This is a genomic window from Maridesulfovibrio frigidus DSM 17176 (assembly GCF_000711735.1).
GTDB classification, from domain to species: Bacteria; Desulfobacterota; Desulfovibrionia; order Desulfovibrionales; family Desulfovibrionaceae; genus Maridesulfovibrio; species Maridesulfovibrio frigidus.
On sequence record NZ_JONL01000005.1, the window covers coordinates 171989 to 191044 of the forward strand.

Below are 19056 nucleotides of genomic sequence, written 5' to 3' on the forward strand. Positions count from 1 at the left end.
CAACCCCAAGCACAGTAACAATCCGCATCTATTATTTTGATGTATGATCATAGTTATAGGTTTTATCTTGATTTATACCAATCAGCAATAGATTTTACCTTTACCAGAGCTCGGACTCCTCTATTTTAGTGCACTCAAGGGGTGTTATCAACTTTATCTATGAGTGTTCAAATCCTTTTCATACCAATTAGGTATTGACTTTTCTTCGATTTTTGAAGACAAACTCCTACGGTTTAGGTGATAAATGTGAACCATATTGATTGGTTACACATATCCTAAATTGATAACACGGCTGAGGTACGTTTTTCTAAATCTGGCACAACATCGCGTTACAGTGAGGTCCGTATGTTGCCCATGATGCTAGCATTAGTCATCTTGTTGCCCTTGATGGCTGCTCTAGGCTGCTACTTTTTACGTGTAAGTGCGATCAGGACAATGATCGTTCTAGGCACTGGAGTATGCATTGCTGCGACTTCCCTCGCCCTATTCGGGCAGGGATCATTTACTTATTCCCCAGGTACGGTTTTTGGAATCAGTTGGGATTCCCTCGTAACTCTGGCGGACTTTGCGTTGCTCTTCGTAATTTTATATTACGCATTCAAACTTAAAAATCAGCTTATCAAGATATTTGCAGTACTGCAGATTATCCCACTTGCTGTGTTTGAATTATTCTTCGTTGACCATGCAGTTGAGGTTCCAGCATTCTACGCTGACAGCCTTTCACTGATCATGGTCGCGGTAATTTCTATTATTGGTTCGCTGATTTGTTTCTTCGCGATCCCTTACATGAAAGAACATGAAGAGCACTTGCACCTAGTTAAATCTCGCCAGCCGAGATTCTTCTTTTATCTTGTTCTGTTCCTCGGAGCTATGAACGGATTGGTGCTTTCTAACAACATTCTTTGGCTCTACTTCTTCTTCGAAGTGACTACGTTCTGTTCATTCATGCTCATCGCGCATGATGACACTGAAATCGCAGTCAAAAATGCAACTCGTGCCTTGTGGATGAACTCCCTTGGTGGTGTCGCTTTTGTTTTCGGGATGATCTGGGCGTACGCAGTGACTGGCTCCCTCAGCATTCAGGCGATCCTCGAAGCAGGTCCTATGGACGGAGCAATGCTCGTTCCTCTCGGACTCCTCTGCTTGGCTGGATTTACCAAAGCTGCACAAATTCCATTCCAGAGCTGGCTACTCGGAGCTATGGTTGCTCCTACTCCGGTATCTGCTCTTCTTCACTCAAGTACTATGGTTAAAGCCGGTGTTTACATCGTGCTTAGACTTGCTCCTGCATACGCAGGAACATTCCTCAGTGAAGGAATCGCTCTTTGTGGAGCTTTCACATTCCTAGCCTGTGCCGCTATTGCTATCAGTCAGAGTAACGGTAAGAAAATTCTTGCTTACTCTACTATTAGTAACCTCGGCCTGATCATTTGTTGTGCTGGTATCAATACTACTTGGGCCATTACTGCAGCAATTATCCTGATCATCTTCCACGCAGCTTCCAAGGCTCTGCTCTTCTTGTGCGTAGGTACAATTGAGCACGGAATCGGTAGCCGCGACATCGAAGACATGCATGGACTTTACCTCAAAATGCCACGTACTGCGATCATCACAATCGTTGGTATTTTGACAATGATTCTGCCTCCTTTCGGAGTGCTTCTCGGTAAATGGATGGCTATTGAGTCTGCTTCCGGTGATTTATTTGTCATCGTAATGCTTTCACTCGGTAGTGCTATCTCTCTCGTATTCTGGGCACGTTGGGCAGGAATGCTGCTTACCGGACCACTACGTGAGAAAGTTCCAGCTGAGCCACAGAACATTCTGACAAGATTTACTTTGACTGCACTCGCTGTAGCAACAGTAGGCTTGTCTTTGCTCTCTCCTGTTATTTACACAGGACTTATCGAACCGATGGTTGGTAAGACATACGAAATCACTGCAGGTGTATTCTCTTCACCAGTAGGCGTATTCGCAGTTTACCCAATATTCATAATACTTGCCGCAGCATTTATTTACGCATGGATCGACACCAAGAAATCTGGAAATATCCAGACTGGTGCATCTTACATGTGTGGAGCAAATGTCAAAGAACCTGGTGTTCAGTCCTTCATCGGACCTATGAATGTTCCAGTAGAGCTAAAGGCTAGCAACTACTACCTTGAAGCGTTCTTCGGTGAAGAAAAACTCACCACGTGGGTTAACTTCGTTGGGCTAGCTCTCATCGTACTTATGCTGGGAGGAGCTTTATAATGGAAACATTAATTCTAATTATCCTCGGCATAGTCGTGGCACCTGTACTCGGCGGCCTGATCTCCGGTGTTGATAGACGGATTACTGCTCGTCTTCAGTCCCGTTTCGGTCCTCCGATTCTCCAGCCATTTTACGACGTTGCCAAACTGTTTGGTAAAGTAAAAGTCATCAACAACTTCTGGCAGGTTTTCTGCGCATGGGTTTACCTCATCGCTGCAGCACTCTCTGTTGGTCTGTTGTTTGCTCAGTCCGACTTGCTCCTGATCTTCTTTGTTCAGGCAATCGGAGCTGTCTTCCTGGTTATGGGTGGACTAGCAAGTCCTTCCCCATTCAGTCAGGTTGGTGCACAGCGCGAATTGATTCAGGTTCTTACATACGAACCACTCATCATTCTAGTTTTCGCTTCCATCTTTATGGTAACCGGAAGTTTCAGAATTGATGAAATCTTGAACTACGACCAGCCGCTTTTAGTTAAGCTGCCTCTTATGTTCATCGTGCTCGGTTACGCTCTTACTATTAAGCTCAGAAAATCACCTTTTGACTTCTCCACATCGCATCACGCGCATCAGGAAATCGTCAAAGGTGTACTAACTGACTATTCTGGTCCGTACCTTGGCATTATTGAAATTGCTCATTGGTATGAGACTATTTTCATCCTCGGAATCTGTGCTTTATTCTGGCACACAAGCCTCGTAGGTGTAGTTGTTTTACTAGCTACTACTTACTTTGCTGAAATTCTGATTGATAATACTATGGCGCGTATGACTTGGCGTTGGATGCTCAAATACGTTTGGAGTGTCGGTCTTGCCATGTCTTTTGTTAACCTCATCTGGCTGCACGCAGGTTAAGTTATGTTGAAGAAATTCATTGACAATTCACGCGCCAAGTCCCCCTGGATCATGCATTTTGATTGCGGGAGCTGTAACGGCTGCGATATCGAAGTTCTGGCATGTCTTACACCAATGTATGATGTTGAACGCTTTGGCGTAATCAACGTCGGTAACCCTAAGCATGCAGATGTCCTCCTTGTCACCGGTACGGTTAATCCCCGTAACGCCAAGGTATTACGCAACATCTACGATCAAATGCCTGATCCAAAAGGCGTTATCGCCATTGGAGCATGTGGTCTCTCAGGTGGAGTCTTCCGTGAGTGCTATAATGTACTCGGCGGAATCGACAAGGTTATCCCAGTGGACGTATACGTTCCGGGATGTCCTGCAAAACCTGAAGCTATCATCGACGGCGTGGTCGCAGCCCTTGCCAAGTTTGAAGGCCTTAAAGGCTAAACGAGGGATAATAACGTGATAGAAAACATGAAAGAAGTAACACTGGACGCAGTTGTCGGAGAAGCTTCAAAGATGAAAAGCGACGGACAACGTCTTGTCGCTTTGAGCTGTACCCAATTGGATGCAGATAACTTTGATATTATCTACACCTTCGACAAAGAGCTGGTTCTTACCAACTATAGAGTAACTGTTCCTAAAGGAACAAACTGTCCTTCAATCAGTGGCGTCATCTTTGCCGCTCTGCTTGTAGAAAACGAAATTCAGGACCAGTTCGGCATTATGTTCGACGGCCTTGTTCTCGACTTCGGACGTACTCTGTACTTGGATGAGGAAATCACCACCATCCCTATGTGTAATAACGCAAAGGCGATGACTGTTAAAAAATAATTCGTCTCTCCGGATGACATCAAGACGAAAACAACTATAGGGTAAATTATGGCACGCACCATCATACCTTTCGGTCCGCAGCATCCTGTTCTTCCGGAACCGCTGCACTTGAAACTTGTCTGCGAAGACGAGATCGTAAAGGAAGCCATTCCCGCGCTTGGATATGTTCATAGAGGTCTGGAAAAACTTGCTGAAATCCGCGATTTCAACCAGATGATTCAGATTGTTGAACGTGTTTGTGGTATCTGCTCCATGGTTCATTCTCTTTGTTACTGTCAGGGTATCGAAGAAATGATGGGAGTAGAAGTTCCTGAAAGAGCTAAATACCTCCGCACAGTATGGTCTGAACTGCATCGTATGCACAGTCATTTACTCTGGCTCGGCCTATTCGCCGATGCTTTCGGGTTTGAAAGTCTGTTCATGCAGTTCTGGCGTATCCGTGAACGCATCATGGATCTTAACGAAGCAACAACAGGTAGCCGTGTAATTGTTTCTGTAAACGTTGTTGGTGGAGTTCGTCAGGACCTCACCCCAGAACAGTGTTCATGGATTCTTACTGAGGTTGCACAGGCTGAAAAAGAAATAAACTCTATCCAGGCCACTATGCTTGAAGACTACACAGTCTGTAAGCGTACAAAAGGCGTTGCAACACTCACAAAAGAGCAGGCATATGAACTCGGCGCAGCCGGTCCTATGCTAAGAGCGAGTGGTGTTTCACAGGATATGCGTCAGCTTAAATATGCTGCTTTCCACAAAATCGATTTCGAGCCAGTCGTAGAATACGATGGAGACTGTTACGCTCGTGCAAAAGTCAGATTCAGGGAAGCTCAGCAATCAGTAGATCTCGTTCGCGCAGCAATCTCCGGAATGCCGCAGGGTGACATCGCTGTTCCTGTTAAAGGAAATCCTGAAGGCGAAGTTATTACTCGTGTTGAACAACCTCGCGGTGAATGTATGTACTACATGAAAGGTAACGGAACTAAGTTCCTTGAAAGAGTACGTATCAGAACCCCGACGTTCGCGAATGTTCCTCCGCTTATCGCATTCATGCCAGGTCTTGAACTGGCTGACGTTCCGGTTGCTGTTCTATCAATCGACCCGTGCATAAGCTGCACCGAACGCTAGGAGATTGAAACATGTTTAAAATGACACCAACAGTACTGAAGAATCTCTTCTCGAAAAGTTCTACCAGGATGTACCCTTTCGAAGTCCGCGAACCTTTCCCTCTTTACAGAGGCGAGCTGTTCAATGACATCGATAAATGCATCTTCTGCAAAAAATGTGAGATCAAATGTCCTTCACAGTGCATCACAGTTTCCAAAGATAAGGAAGCTGGTACTGGGAAATGGATATGCGACCCATTTGCATGCGTATACTGCAGCATCTGTGTTGACGTTTGTCCAACTAAGAGCCTCAGCATGGCACCGAACCATCGCAAACCATCTGCGACTCGCGACATGATTGAACAGGTTGGAAAACTCAAAGTTCCTAAAAAGAAAAAAGCAGCACCTAAAAAAGATTAATTTAATCTTGGCTAGATAGCTGTCTCATTGAAAGTAAAAAAGCCCTCGCTACCATATGGTAGTGAGGGCTTTTTCGTACATGAAATTTGCAACGGATATTATAAAGACTCTTCCGCTTTACTTAAACGATCTTTCCACTTTTCAACTCCATCCCACAAAGGCAGACACTGCGCTGTAAACCACGGAGTAGCAATGCGCCAGCAATGGAGCTTCATTGCACCCTTGCTGCCGCCATACTTTGCATCCCCAGCAATAGGGAAACCTCGTGAGGAAAGTTGAACTCGAATCTGATGTGTGCGCCCTGTATGTAACTGAACTAAGAGGATACTACGATCGTCACCTATCGATAGAGGAAGAACAGAAGCCAAGGCTTCTTTACCAGATCCCGTAACCATTCTCTCTTTTCCAGCTTCGCCACTCTTTTCCAGAAGGTCGCGCATCTCAGTCCATGAACTTTCACTACGAACATCCGGTACCCAGCTTCCGTTAACCTCAGCAATATAGAATTTACCGCCTTCACCATTTGCGAACATATCAGAAAGAGCTTTCTGTCCGCGATGGCTTTTACCAGACAATAAAACGCCTGAAGTATCACGATCAAGTCGATGAGCAGGAGCTGGTTTAAACGGAGAATCGGCGTACATGGACAATAAGCGGTCAACAACTGAATCATCATGACCAGTTCCACCTTGGGAAGGTAATCCCGCAGGTTTAAGAACCGCTACGTAATCATCGTCTTCATAAAGTATTTCAAGAGGAGCACGCTGAACTTTCTCAGCAACTTCATCCGCTTTGTAAGGAGGAATGCGGACAATCTGGCCCTCTTTTACGAGGTCAAAGGGTTTGCGTCTGCCCTTATCCACTCGAACATACCCCTTACGAATCCAACGCATAACAGCTGCGCGCGGCACTGTTCCGTCCACTCTCCGTTCAAGAAAGCGCACTAACTTCTGCCCGGCTTCGGCACTTGTGACCGTAACTAATTCTGCTGGCATAAATATTAACAGCTAGCCCATAAATCTGGGTAAGAAAGTAACAAGCTGAGGTGCAACTAAAAGAAGCCCTACAAGCGCGGTATAGGCGATCATAAAATAACTTACGCCTAGGAAAACCCGGTCAATAGCAACATCCTCAGCCATGGATGCCACAATGAATGTGGTAACACCAACTGGAGGAGTAATTGCGCCCATAGAAGTAACAATGGTGATGAGCACGCCGAACCAAATAGGATCATACCCCATGGCGACAACCATCGGGAAAAAGATAGGAATAGTGATTAGCAAAAGAGCAAGGGCATCCATGACCATTCCGCCAATGATATAAATCACGCAAATCAGCAGAATAATAACAGTCGGGGGAATCGGCAATCCGGCAACCATATCCGCCGCCTCGAAAGGCAACCTTGTAACAGCCAGAAAGCGCCCGAAGATGATTGCTCCGAGAATAACGGTCATGATCATGCAAGACACTTTCAAAGTGTCCGTAACAGACGCTGCAAAGCGCTTAAAGGACATCTGACCCGAGATGACAGCTATCAGCAAGGCAAACGCGGTTCCGGCTGCTCCAGCTTCAGTCGGTGTAAACCATCCTGCAAACAATCCCCCCATGACGAGGAAGAAAAGGATAACCATCTCAATAGAACCGGGTAAGGACCTCAGCTTATCTTTAAAACTTACTTCAGGTCCGGCTGGGCCCCAATCAGGGTGCCTAAGGCACATGCAATAAACCGTTACTAAGAACAGCACACACAAAAGAATTCCGGGAATAACTCCACCTAGAAAGAGGCGTCCAATGGATTCTCCTGTCTGGAGTCCAATAATAATCAACACGACACTCGGCGGAATAACAACGCCAAGAGTCGCGCCGGCTGCAACAGAGCCAGTGCTTAGAATTGGATTATAGCCAAATTTTTTCATTTCAGGCAGGGCAACAGTACTCATGGTCGCAGCAGTAGCAGTATTGGAGCCGCAGATTGCCGCAAATCCGGCGCAGGCCATAACAGTGGCCATTGCGATTCCGCCACGAATATGCCCCATCCACGCGTAGGCCGATTTATATAACCGCTCGTTAACTCCTGAGTGAAAGCAAATCTGCCCCATCAAGATAAAAAGAGGTATTACGGTAAGCCCGTACGAAGAGAAAACATTCCATACTTCAGTGCCAAGCATGCCATATGCGGCCTTGAGATTAAGAACTTTTGCAAAGCCGATAAAGCCGATAATTCCCATGGCAAACCCGACTGGGATGCGCAAAGTAAGAATTATCAAAAGCAAACATACAATGCCGATTAAACCTATTGTGATTGGTTCCATACTGATTATTTACTGCCCAATTCTGCGGGCTTAAGAGGTTCATTTCCAGAAATAGTTCTGACAAGGTCAAGTAGAAGAATAAAAGCCATCACCGCACAACCGAATGCGACGGCAAAAACAAATGGATAAAATGGTATCCCTAAAGTTTCAGACATTTCGCCTAAATCAAACAAGAACATGCCCCATTTAGTTGTTTCTATTGCGCAAAGGGCAAAGAAAACACACGAAACTAGCCCTGTAACCACATCAAGAAATTTTTGAATGGGTTTCGGGAATTTGCTGTAAAAAAGCCCCACCGCAATATGACTGCGGTAAAACTGTGAAAATGCAAGCGAGAAGCCCGCCGTCACAGCTCCGAAAAAGCCCATAAGCTCAAACGTTCCTTTAACAGGAACCCATGTTGCGCGGAAAACCATGTTCGCACATGCAAGCAAGACCATAGCAGTTAAAGCCACCCCCGCTATTCCAGCGAGCGCACGGCAAAACCAAATAGAAATTTTTTCCAATTTATTGATCATAATCTCATTTCAATTACTCCCCGCCCTAGGGACGGGGATATTTAATTACTATTAAATTAGCTGCAATAATTATTTTGCAGGCTCATACAGAGCGCGGGAACCTTCAACTTCAGCAAGAACAGCATCACCATCAATATCTGCACTTGCTGCTTTAGTCTTCCAATCTTCGATCAAAGGCAATGTCTTTTCTTTGATAATATTCATATCAGCGTCAGGCATGGTAATAATCTCAATGCCGTATTTTTCTTTAGACCATGCAAGTGAATCATTAACATGCTGATCCATGTATTTACCTGTCCACTCAGCCTGTTCGCGGCCAAGGTCATTCATTACTTTTTTAACATCATCAGGAAGACCTTCCCATGTGCTCAAATTCATAATGATTGCGAAAGGATATACAGCAGTATTTGTAACTGTCTCGTAGCGACAAATTTCAGCGAAGTTCATATCTTTAAGTACATCAAAGGAAGAGAACAGCCCTTTAACTACACCCTTCTGCAAAGCTTCAGGAGTTGCAGACATCGGCATGGAAACAGGAGTTGCTCCGATTGAGCTTAAAATTTTTGACAAAATTCCTGATGCACGAAGCTCAAGTCCGTTCAGATCTTTAAGAGTACGGATAGGAGTCTTGGTCATCAAGTTTGAAGGAGCTGATGTGAACATAGTCAGCACTTTAAATTTCTTGAATTCTTTAGGCTGATGCTTCTGGAAAAGATCCCAGAGTGCGAGGCTTGCAGAAGTAGAAGTCGTATAGCCAAGGGGAAGTTCAAAAACTGAACTTAAAGGGAATGCGCCGGGATGATAAGCGATGCTCACACAGCCGATATCAGCCTGCCCCTGCATAACTCCGCGCAAAGTGGTCTTAGCACCAAGCAAAGTTGATCCAGGATAAGTCTGAACCTGCACTTTACCGGAAGTTCTTTTTTCAACTTCAACTTTCCAGCGTTCCATCTGAACACAAGGAAAAGTCTTTGCAGGTGGAAAGTTTGCGTAGCTAAGGCTTATCTCTGCAGCATGCAGTGAAGAAACTGAGCAAAACATTACTGCACTCACCATTAAAACGGCAAACAAGCCTGTAATACGTCCTAGTCTAATCATGGTCCTCTCCTCTTCTTAAGGGCTTACTTTTAAATCGGGCAAAACGAACAAAAAGGCCTCCCGCGCTAGCAGGAGGCCGGATTTCATATTTTATTTTTTGAGATTAAGCTCATAAGCTATAATTAGAGTTTTCCTGAATTTGACTCCCAGCGCTCCGGGATAGCTGTTCAAAATACAATAAAGCTCTTTGTCTCCATCATTATCAATATCTCCAACTCCGTATGAAGTTACGCTTCCTTTAATACGGCGAGTTTTCCATGCCAGACTCATGCCGACTCCATCCCAGTATTCAGAATGAATCTCACCCTGTGAGAAGTTCTTATAATTGGAAAAAACCTGTGAAGCAACAGACAAGTCCTTGTTTAAAAGAACTTCAGGTTTCTGAGGATCGGATATCGAAGCGATAGTTATAGCCATCGGAACTGAGTAATAATGGCCCATAGAATTCTTCTCATTCTCGGAACCAAATCCTACGAGCTTGCTGGATGTTTCAAACTTAACATCAACTGAGTTATATGAAGCCTGACTTTCATACAAAGGCTCGCGGTCTTTATTATAAACGCCCAATCTTCCATATTTATTAATGACTAACATCTTGTAATCTTCTTTATCGGGAAGAAAAGCAGTATTGAAAACATTAGCAAATTCAGGAACAGAAAGAGTTCTAACAGCAACTAACCCACCGCCAGAGTACATATATTCAACCATATTTTTTGAATAAAAAGTACGACTGGAATCATATGCCTGACCTACAATTGTAGGAGTATAGTTTGGAGGAAGGCGAACAGAACTAAGAAATTTAGTAACTCTGCTGACTAATTCTTTCACGACCTTGCCCTTGAACGACAATATATATGAAATAGGTCGGTGGTCTACGATAACGCAAAGGATTACTTCCTTCACTCCATCATTACCGATATCTACTGCACTGATTTTAATCCCATTTGCCCGTGAAGAGTACTTATAGGAAAGGAGTTCTTTCAAACGCTGATCTTTAACGGAGAAAACCTTGATATCCCGATCAGTAAGGATAACCACTTCTTGATTACCATCACCGGTAACATCAGCAACAAAACCACCACGGTTTACAACATCAACACTCTGGCTGCGCCACCGGCCAGGAGTTTCGGTTCCGCCTTCATATCTGAACTGAGCATTAATATTGCTCTGCATCGGAATAGCTGAGGCAGAAGCTGTTAAAAACTCAGGGTTCATAGCCGCTTTTGGGCGAGCTTCTTCGCGAGCTTTGTCTTCTTTAGTAGCCTTTTTAGTACCGGGCTTTTCAAACAAATCACCCTTAATCTCTGTAGCCAAGCCATCTAATGCAGGGATAAGGCCTTCGATTGTTGTCTTGGAGCTTTTTGTCCATGACTTCCCATCCTTATCAACCATACGCAAATCAATAGAAGCGTCTTTTCCTACTATGGTGATACTACCCAAAGCCAGGTAATCTACACCTAATTTCTCTGAACTTTTAATTTCTTCAATATTTGAAGTAGGGCGATCAGCCACGCTCAACTCTTTGGACGCCGCAAGCGGTTCGAAATGTCCTGTCCAGTTTAGTCTAGAAATGAGCATAGTTTGAACGCCACGGCTCAAGTATTTATACTGTGAAGGTCCATTTACTTCAAATGGATAAACAGCATATGAGCGCGCCAAGCCGGCAGAAGCCGTTCCTGCTGCGAAAATTGAAATTACTAAAATTAATGAGGCTATAATTCTCTTAAATGACATGTACTTCATCCTCCCGGAAAGTAAAAAACTTTCGGAATTGTACGTTATATATTTTAAATAACTAATCTATTGCTGAAACTCTTTTGGAAAGGTCCCTAAAAAGACCCAATATCCATACCCCCATATCAAGGATACGGGTAAAAAACTTGTAACAGCTAACGCCTCGAGACGCAAAGCGAAACATGGGAACAAACCAAACAGGCTCTTGTCAAATGTTCTACCCTGTTTTATCTGTCTTACCTCGAACTGACAGGTAAGCGACTTGCCCAGCACTTACCATGGCGCCTCCGCGACTACATAAAAAATGCATTAATTTTTCTATAGATACATTATGACAAACAATCTTCGAACATTCAGACTAATCTGCTCAGAAAAAGACGTCTCCGCAGTTGAAGAGCTTTTGCTCTCGCAAGGCTTTGAATTTAAAGCGGAACCTTTCTACTCCATGGCGCGTATTCTAACAAAAGAACCATTCCCGCTTGGCGATTCGCTAGCTTCAAGGTTCGGGCGTATCTATATACAAGATCGCTCCTCCATGCTGCCACCGATAATGCTTAACCCTGAATCTGGCGCAAAAGTGCTAGATATGTGCGCCAGTCCGGGCAGTAAAACCGGACTCCTAGCAAGATTGGTCGGGCGCGACGGATTTGTTCTAGCCAGTGAGCCATCAAAAGACAGGCTCGCTCTTTTACGCCAAAATCTAAGACGCGTACAAGCCATCAACAGTGCAACGGTAAGTTACGAATCGCAAAAACTTCCACTTCCTGCGAACGGATGGGAATATATTTTACTAGATCCACCTTGCAGCGGTTGGGGAACCATCAACAAAAACCCAAAAGCTATGGATCTATGGTCCGGCGAAAAGACCGTGCCTCTGATCGCACTGCAACGGGAACTACTTGCAAAAGCATATAATCTACTCACTCCGGGTGGTAAGGTTGTATACTCGACATGTACCACCAATGTGCAGGAAAATGAGGAACAGACCCGTTTCGCAACCGAGGAACTAGGATTCGAACTGATAAAACTACCTCACCCCGAAGGATTCACCATTGCAGATCCGCTTCTGCCGAATATGGATGGAGTCTTGCGGGTTGATGGATCAGGCGGTGGTCAGGGATTCTACGTTTGCGGGCTAAGAAAACCCGGCAATGCCGAACCAGAATACCCCGAAACTGCGCCCTTGCCGGGACAAAAGTTGAATCTAAAAAAGCTTGATTATCCCGAAGCTGTGGATTTTTCAGCATTGCCGGACGGCGAGCTTTATGACTTCAAAGGCAAAGCAATGTTCCTAAACAGACACGCGCTAACCATGCTGCCACCGGACATTCGCTGGCAGGGCTATCCACTTGGTAAGATTTCAGGTAAAAAATTCAGACCTAATCCGTACGCACACGTTTTACTTCCTAAAATACCGGATGCATCCGCGCTAGTATTAGAATATGCGGAAGATTTAGCTAAATTATTTTCAGGGCAAAGCCTGACAGCTCCGGCCAAAGGGAAAGGTCCTGTCGGTTTATATTTCAAACAGTTACTTTTAGGCTTTACAGGCAAAAAAGGTAGCCGCTTTATCTGGACAGAAAAATAGAATTATAAAATATACGAGGACTTAATGAACGGTACTACACGTCGCATGAAGCGACTATTTGACAAAACAAGTGGGAATTCACTCATTCTAGCACTCGACCACGGTGCAAACGAAGGAATGATCGACGGCCTTGGTGCCATCCCATCTATACTGAAAGATCTAACTTCATCCGAAGTGCAGGGTGTAATCCTGAACAAAGGACTGGCAAGACATTTCAGCGCAATTATCCCTGAAGATATAAACCTGATCATACAAATGAATGCAGGAACAAGACACGGTTCTCCTTCATATAACAAAAACATTGTCTGCTCTATTCAGGAAGCTCTGAGACTAGGGGCCGACGCTGTATCCGTACACGTTAATATCGGAAACGAGCTTGAAGACCGCATGCTGGTAGACCTAGGTGAAATCACAGACGAAGCTCACCAGCTCGGAATTCCTGTGCTGGCAACAGTTTTTGCCAGAGGTAGCCAGATTGTGAATGAACATGATTCAAGTCTGGTAGCTCACTGCATCCGCATCGGCGCAGAACTTGGCCCTGACATCGTTGCGGTGCCATACCCTGACAACGGTGAGGCTTTCCGCAAAGCGGTAGCAGCCAGCCCCGTTCCTGTTCTAGTCACAGGCGGTCCACTAGGACAAACAATTGAAGGCGCCATCAACAACACTTTACGCGGTTTAGAATCGGGCTGTAAGGGGTGCTGCATAGGAAGGAACATTTTTCAGACTAAAAACCCCATTGAAAGCATGGAAAAGTTTGCAAAAGTTATTCACAAAAAAGAAACAATAACAGACACTTAGAAATTATTTGCGATATACATCAAAAAACTGTTTGACAAAAAGGCAACTCATCGGCAGTATCCCTCTTCGTGGCGGTGAGAAGAATAAAGCGCACGCAAGTGCAGCAAGTTCAACACACCCTTTAGTTTTGACAAACTGAATTAGGGGGCGAATAGCTCAGCTGGAAGAGCATCGGCCTTACAAGCCGAGGGTCACAGGTTCGAGCCCTGTTTCGCCTACCACAAACAAACTAATAAGTGCTGCTTAACTCACTTATTATTCTGCGGAGCCGTAGTTAAGCTGGTTATAACGCCGGCCTGTCACGCCGGAGGCCGAGGGTTCGAGTCCCTTCGGCTCCGCCACTTTTCTAGAAAAGGGTATCAATCATTTAGATTGGTACCCTTTTCTGCTTTTGTGGGTTTAAGAGAAATGAAACGCACTTACTTAGGCATATCAATCTATTTAGATATGCCTATTTTTTTTGATCGCCTGATGGGCTACCAATTTATTTGGTATATCCCATTTATCCAGACGTGGTTCACACATACTATACTCAAAAAAACACCTCTGGCATTTTTCATAATTCACAGCTACTCTCTATCCATTAAATACACCTATATTAGAGACACATAATGCAGCACATCGATAATGTTACCATTCACGCATTCCGAGGGCTTAAGGAATTAGAACTGAATGACTTCAGTAGAATAAACCTGTTTGTTGGCGATAACAACTGCGGGAAAACTTCTGTACTGGAAGCGTTGTATGCATTTTGTAATCCGGCAGATGCTTTTAAATTGATACAAATCTCTCGCCTTAGAGAAGCTAGGTTTATTTCAGGAAGAGGAGCTCTAAATACACTCCAAAGGGTTAAATGGCTTTTCCCTGCAACGACTCAAAATACATCCTCCCATACTGCAGAACTAGCTATATCAGGAAGCGGAAGAATTCGTATAAGAAAATACAGTGCCGTTTTTGAAGAAGTTCAAGGCATTCCTGAGGAGTCCAGTATAGGTATTGAGAGTCAAGCTGCTCTTGAAGGTTTTGAAAGCCTTCTTACCCATGAAGAGGAAGATGGGCTAACCATCACGCTTAAAACAGAGCGAGCAGACACGCTCCCCGGCATCTTCGATTCTGACAACATTACAATATGGAACAATACCCCGACACAATACATAAGAAAGAGCATCCAGTTTGAGGCGAAGCTACCCGTCAAATTCGTAGAACCTCATGCCCATAGAATATTCGGAGTATATGCAAAATTATATTCGCAAGCGTACTCACTAGGCCTTTTGGACAACCTGACTGAACTATTGCAAGAATTTGACCCCGATATACAAGGCCTTGTCATACTGGAAGAAGAAGGAGCGGCAACACTTCATATAGAACATAGAAAAACCGGAACAGCCCCAATAATAAGCTTTGGCGACGGCTTGAGGCGTGTTTTGTTCATTGCAATGCAATTAATAAGTGCTAAAGATGGAGTCTGCATCCTTGATGAATTAGATAACTCTATCCACACATCGGCCTTGCAAGAAACAGCAACATGGATCGCCAAGGCGGCCGAAAAATTAGATATCCAAGTTTTTGCATCCACCCACAGCCTCGAAGCCGTTGATGCTTTCATAGATGCTTCAATAGATGACCTTGCCGTATATAAACTAAATCAAGGCGGCTCACTGTTCAAAAGGTATTCACACGACATCCTGTACCGCATCCGCCACAAACGCGGATTTGATGTGAGATAAAAATGAAATATGGATACCTCGCCGTCGAAGGCCCACATGATCTCGCATTTGTTGGAAAGATTCTTAAATTCTATGACTTCACTCTGGTTAAGCAAATAGCAGACATTGAGGGAACTCCTTTTGAAGATCTAATACCTACATCCTTTCCTCACGAAGGTGACCTTTTAAAACGAATGCCTGTCCCTGCCTTCTTCCGAAAAGCAGATGAAATGATAATCGCCATCAGTTGTGCAAACTCAGACACAAGATTAGTAGAAGATATTCAGGAGGCTCTGGCTGTTCTCGTTGCACAAGACCTCGACGGAGTTGGCATCATCGCGGACCTTGACAGTGAAAAGACCCCAGTGAACAGGTTTAACGCTTTTGCAGACGGAATCGAAAAACTTAAATTAGTTCGCCCTGCCGAAGCCGGCAAAGCTTCAAGTGGTTCCCCAAATACGGGCGTATACATCCTACCAGACAACTCATCTGAAGGAACACTTGAAGATCTTCTGATTCCATGTGCTGAAAAAGTATACCCAACTCTTATGCAATCAGCTTGTAGCCTGATTGACTCACTTGATATTGCTTGTGATGAATTCAAACGGCGGGACAAAAAAGAAATCCTGAAACCTGCCGGAAAGAAGAAAGCGAAAATAAACATTGTAGGCAGCGTGCTTAAGCCTGGGAAATCAATACAAGTTTCTATTCAGGACAACCGTTGGATTTCAGAAGAAACGCGAACTTTACCTCAAATTATTGCATTTGAAAATTTTATTAAAGAGCTTTTTTCCCTTTAATAACAAAGTCACAACATCCCGGCCTGCCACCCCAGAGGCCGAGGGTTCGAGTCCCTTCGGCTCCGCCACTTTTCCAGAAAGGAGATCAATCGTTTAGATTGATCTCCTTTTCTTTTTGGTACTGGTAAAATGGACCGGACACATCCATCGGACACAATATTTATTTTAGGCAATAATCACAGCAGGTAGAGGAAACATAGTTCTTACAACCTCCGATTGATTCCTTTTATTCTTCTGAATTTGTTTGGGGGGAGTTTATTGTGTCAATCTGAGCATATATTGTGTTAACTATACTTAGAATCACTCTTCAACTTACATTAGCGAGAGAGAGATTCTTTATGTAACATATAAAACTTCAATTTATATTCTTCCTCTTTTTGTTATTTATTATGAACTCTGTATCCTCATTCAACATGATGAAGTGGGTGCATATGCTGGGTGACATTTGTGCACTCTTGGCATTTATACTGCTCGGAAAGGACATGGGGCAACGATGACCAGCAAATGGACTTAGTTTTTTCAGAGCGACTAACTAGTGGAAATAGAGCAAGACAGATTTTTCCCACTTGGCATACGGAGTGAAAGATGGATACGACAATTTGTGATTTAATAAGATTTAATGAGCTCCTAGATTCAACAATAGATCCAAAGAATCTAGATGAGGAATTTATTACTTTAAGACAAGTCGAGCTGGAGCGTATATCAAAGAATTCCGTTGTTAAACATTTTTCTTTTATTGCCTTAAGCTATGCTAAATTAATGGAGTTGACCGTTTTATTGGCTGGAACGTATGCTGACAATTGCCAAATCCAGAATTTTGGGGATCTTATGGTAAACCCTAGGCACATAGATGTTTGCATCTTAAATGCTAGATTGATAAAAGAGGATTATGGCATTAGTGGCAGTCTTCCGCTTTGGTTCAAGAAACAAGTACATGAGAGTATTGGTAGCCGATACTCTGAAGATCTAGGAAGAATGGTTGTTGACCCATCTTTGCTATCTCATTTTGTTGAAAAAGGTCTGCTGCTGAGAACAGTAAAAAAAGAAAGGCATAGGGGATTAAGCGATCAGTTCCGGGATTTCATTCCAGGTGATGCTCAGTTAGCTTTTTCAACATATGTTGAGGAGGTTAAACCCATCGCGCACAACCCAGTAGAAGTGCTTGGCTGCGGAGGCGGAAGGGTCGCGTGTCTCGATGTTGCATCCTGGCTTGCCAGCAGCACAGTGTTGAACATAGTTAAAGGCAGCTTAATAACCGATATTATGAATGTGTTGCGTGAAGTCATGTCAGATGACTACCTGAAATCAATTAATAAAAAATTTGAAAAGGCACATAATTCTCTAAGCTATGTAAACATGGGAAGGAAAAATTTTGTTAATTTTCCATATGATGAAGAGATACCCATAGCAGAGTGGGCTGAGATCAATAACACCTTGTGCCATTTCACGCTAGATGGCTATGGTATGATTCAGTCAGAATTAGATAAGAGCCTTTCCAATCCATGCTACAAAAGCCCTTTACTGAACAGTTTCTTGTACAACACCCCCAACACACAGGACACAATGGACTCAATGGATCAGAAACATCACGTAAAGTTTCAGCATCATCTGACACCCCCCAAGCAATCATCAATGACTAACCGTTTGAATTAATTAGCTACGCCGGGCGATTCCACTCCAGTCACGCCGGGGGCCGAGAGTTCGAGCCCCTTCGACTCCGCCAAACAAGAAAATTCATTTAGAATAGTCTTAAACATCCGCAGCTACTAATCTTTTGTCTGAAATGAATCCTTTCCAGTCTGGATACCGATAAAAATTAAACAATCCTGAATTTCATATGAAATTTCAATAACGCATCAATTGTTGAAAAGAACCATCTTTTTTCATATCTCGTAAAATCTCTGCTATTTTGGAAGCTAAGTAAGCGTGTCTTCTATACAAAAACATGTGACTGGTAGTTCTTTCCATCACTCCGGATTTATATATCTTCCTGCCTTGACTTATTATTTTAAACTGATCTGACTTAAGGTACCAGTCTACAGCTCCCGTACCTTTGATGAAAACATCTGTCCTTCCCTTGAACAACTTCTGTATTCCCTGATGAACAGTATTAACTTCAGAACACTGATCAGGAGGCAGAAGGTCCGATATTCTGGTTAAACAAATCAATTCACCCCTGAAACATTCAGCCTTGTATTTTGACCCACGCAAACTTTCCCAACCATTCAATGAAATATTCGGATTTGCTGAAAATGCAGTAATAGAAATGCTAAAATTGGGTTCACCAACCCTCACGACACACCTATCTTGATTCATAAAAGAATAAAGCCTTCCTAGATCTCCATCAACCTCACCGGAGCACAACAGACTCATTGCGCGCTTGCTAGGTACATTCAAATATCTAAATCTGATACCAGCCCGTCTAAAAACTTCAGAATAAAGTCTGATCAATGCTTGTGTTTTCGGGAATTCCAACGGTTGAGAATAGACAAAGGTCATTTCTCGACCGAAATAATCCTTTTCAACTTCAGCATATATTGACGTCTCAAATGAGACCATGAATGCTGTAATAATTAAGAAAAAGAAAATATTTTTTATTTTAAGCATAAACATATATATACATTTCTTTCAAACTTGAATCAATAGAAATCAGAAAAAACAAATACCTCTATCACGCCGAAAGCCGATAATTCGAGTCCCTTCGACTCCGCCACTTTACTGAAAAAGGGTTACATCGAAAGATGTAACCCTTTTCATGTTTTTGAGGGATTGGCAGACGCTCCAGTAATCAACCAGCAAATGTTGAAGTTCTACGATAGCCATCTCAGTGGACTATCCGCGCAAAATAATGATATAGTGTAGATAATTAACTTCTGAGAAGAGGTGAGTGATGGTGCGATCTGGAAACACGAAAAGTATAGGCCTTGTGTGATTATATGGAGAATGAAGAAATTATTTTCACATGCCCAATAGGACCATTAATCCCCCCTATACTGAAGATTGAACTACTGGCAACAGTACCTGTTTTCGTTGCAATCTTAGTGAAAGAAGAC

The 19056-nt window shown here is 43.6% G+C and carries 17 protein-coding genes and 2 tRNA genes; 13 read left to right on the plus strand and 6 right to left on the minus strand.

The window, feature by feature from the left end; translation table 11 throughout:
* Positions 1-345 precede the first annotated feature (345 nt).
* The 6 genes from BR06_RS0111465 to BR06_RS0111490 are packed head-to-tail and all read left to right on the plus strand — an operon-like array spanning position 346 to position 5446.
* Positions 346-2250: an NADH-quinone oxidoreductase subunit 5 family protein gene (locus tag BR06_RS0111465; protein WP_031483081.1), complete on the plus strand. Its 1905-nt coding sequence runs from the start codon at positions 346-348 to the stop codon at positions 2248-2250.
* A complete protein-coding gene (locus tag BR06_RS0111470; RefSeq protein WP_031483082.1) occupies positions 2250-3098 on the plus strand; it encodes a respiratory chain complex I subunit 1 family protein in 849 nt (282 codons plus the stop codon). The genes BR06_RS0111465 and BR06_RS0111470 overlap by 1 nt, the downstream gene beginning before the upstream one ends.
* Positions 3099-3101: 3 nt before the next feature.
* On the plus strand, positions 3102-3536 hold the full coding sequence (locus BR06_RS0111475) for an NADH-quinone oxidoreductase subunit B family protein (protein WP_031483084.1): 435 nt from the start codon (positions 3102-3104) through the stop codon (positions 3534-3536).
* 27 nt (positions 3537-3563) lie between these two features.
* The gene (locus BR06_RS0111480; RefSeq protein ID WP_031483086.1) at positions 3564-3923 is read left to right on the plus strand and encodes an NADH-quinone oxidoreductase subunit C; all 360 of its coding nucleotides are present in this window, start codon (positions 3564-3566) and stop codon (positions 3921-3923) included.
* A gap of 48 nt (positions 3924-3971) precedes the next feature.
* Positions 3972-5048: a hydrogenase large subunit gene (locus BR06_RS0111485; protein WP_031483088.1), complete on the plus strand. Its 1077-nt coding sequence runs from the start codon at positions 3972-3974 to the stop codon at positions 5046-5048.
* Between the two features lie 11 nt (positions 5049-5059).
* Positions 5060-5446, plus strand: a complete 387-nt coding sequence (locus tag BR06_RS0111490) for a 4Fe-4S dicluster domain-containing protein (protein WP_031483091.1) — start codon at positions 5060-5062, stop codon at positions 5444-5446.
* A 98-nt stretch (positions 5447-5544) separates the two neighbouring features.
* On the opposite strand, the gene BR06_RS0111495 is transcribed toward BR06_RS0111490, so the two are convergent.
* The 5 genes from BR06_RS0111495 to BR06_RS0111515 all read right to left on the minus strand — a co-directional run bounded on the left by BR06_RS0111495 (position 5545) and on the right by BR06_RS0111515 (position 11108).
* Positions 5545-6441, minus strand: a complete 897-nt coding sequence (locus BR06_RS0111495) for an RluA family pseudouridine synthase (RefSeq protein WP_031483093.1) — start codon at positions 6439-6441, stop codon at positions 5545-5547.
* A gap of 12 nt (positions 6442-6453) precedes the next feature.
* The gene (locus BR06_RS0111500) at positions 6454-7758 is read right to left on the minus strand and encodes a TRAP transporter large permease (RefSeq protein WP_031483095.1); all 1305 of its coding nucleotides are present in this window, start codon (positions 7756-7758) and stop codon (positions 6454-6456) included.
* 5 nt (positions 7759-7763) lie between these two features.
* On the minus strand, positions 7764-8276 hold the full coding sequence (locus tag BR06_RS0111505; RefSeq protein ID WP_031483096.1) for a TRAP transporter small permease: 513 nt from the start codon (positions 8274-8276) through the stop codon (positions 7764-7766).
* 69 nt (positions 8277-8345) lie between these two features.
* A complete protein-coding gene (locus BR06_RS0111510) occupies positions 8346-9374 on the minus strand; it encodes a TRAP transporter substrate-binding protein (protein ID WP_031483098.1) in 1029 nt (342 codons plus the stop codon).
* A gap of 90 nt (positions 9375-9464) precedes the next feature.
* Entirely contained in the window at positions 9465-11108 is a 1644-nt protein-coding gene (locus tag BR06_RS0111515; RefSeq protein ID WP_031483100.1) for a hypothetical protein, read from the minus strand.
* A 331-nt stretch (positions 11109-11439) separates the two neighbouring features.
* Between BR06_RS0111515 and BR06_RS0111520 the strand changes: the two genes are divergently transcribed.
* The 7 genes from BR06_RS0111520 (at position 11440) to BR06_RS0111550 (ending at position 17656) form a co-directional block, all read left to right on the plus strand.
* Positions 11440-12696 carry an RsmB/NOP family class I SAM-dependent RNA methyltransferase gene (locus BR06_RS0111520; RefSeq protein ID WP_031483102.1) on the plus strand — a complete coding sequence of 419 codons (1257 nt, stop codon included), beginning with the start codon at positions 11440-11442 and terminating at the stop codon, positions 12694-12696.
* 24 nt (positions 12697-12720) lie between these two features.
* On the plus strand, positions 12721-13497 hold the full coding sequence (locus BR06_RS0111525; RefSeq protein ID WP_031483104.1) for a class I fructose-bisphosphate aldolase: 777 nt from the start codon (positions 12721-12723) through the stop codon (positions 13495-13497).
* A gap of 145 nt (positions 13498-13642) precedes the next feature.
* Positions 13643-13718, plus strand: a tRNA-Val gene (locus BR06_RS0111530).
* Positions 13719-13761: 43 nt separating this feature from the next.
* Positions 13762-13838 (plus strand) — tRNA-Asp (locus BR06_RS0111535).
* Between the two features lie 270 nt (positions 13839-14108).
* Complete coding sequence (locus BR06_RS19750; protein ID WP_051677033.1) at positions 14109-15224, plus strand: AAA family ATPase; 1116 nt, start codon at positions 14109-14111, stop codon at positions 15222-15224.
* Between the two features lie 2 nt (positions 15225-15226).
* Positions 15227-16003 (plus strand): DUF3226 domain-containing protein, encoded by a 777-nt coding sequence (locus BR06_RS19755; protein ID WP_031483108.1) that lies wholly within the window; start codon positions 15227-15229, stop codon positions 16001-16003.
* Between the two features lie 585 nt (positions 16004-16588).
* Positions 16589-17656 (plus strand): hypothetical protein, encoded by a 1068-nt coding sequence (locus BR06_RS0111550; RefSeq protein ID WP_031483110.1) that lies wholly within the window; start codon positions 16589-16591, stop codon positions 17654-17656.
* Positions 17657-17848: 192 nt separating this feature from the next.
* Here BR06_RS0111550 and BR06_RS0111555 read toward each other — a convergent pair whose 3' ends face one another.
* Positions 17849-18616, minus strand: a complete 768-nt coding sequence (locus BR06_RS0111555; RefSeq protein WP_031483112.1) for a substrate-binding periplasmic protein — start codon at positions 18614-18616, stop codon at positions 17849-17851.
* Positions 18617-19056: the final 440 nt, after the last annotated feature.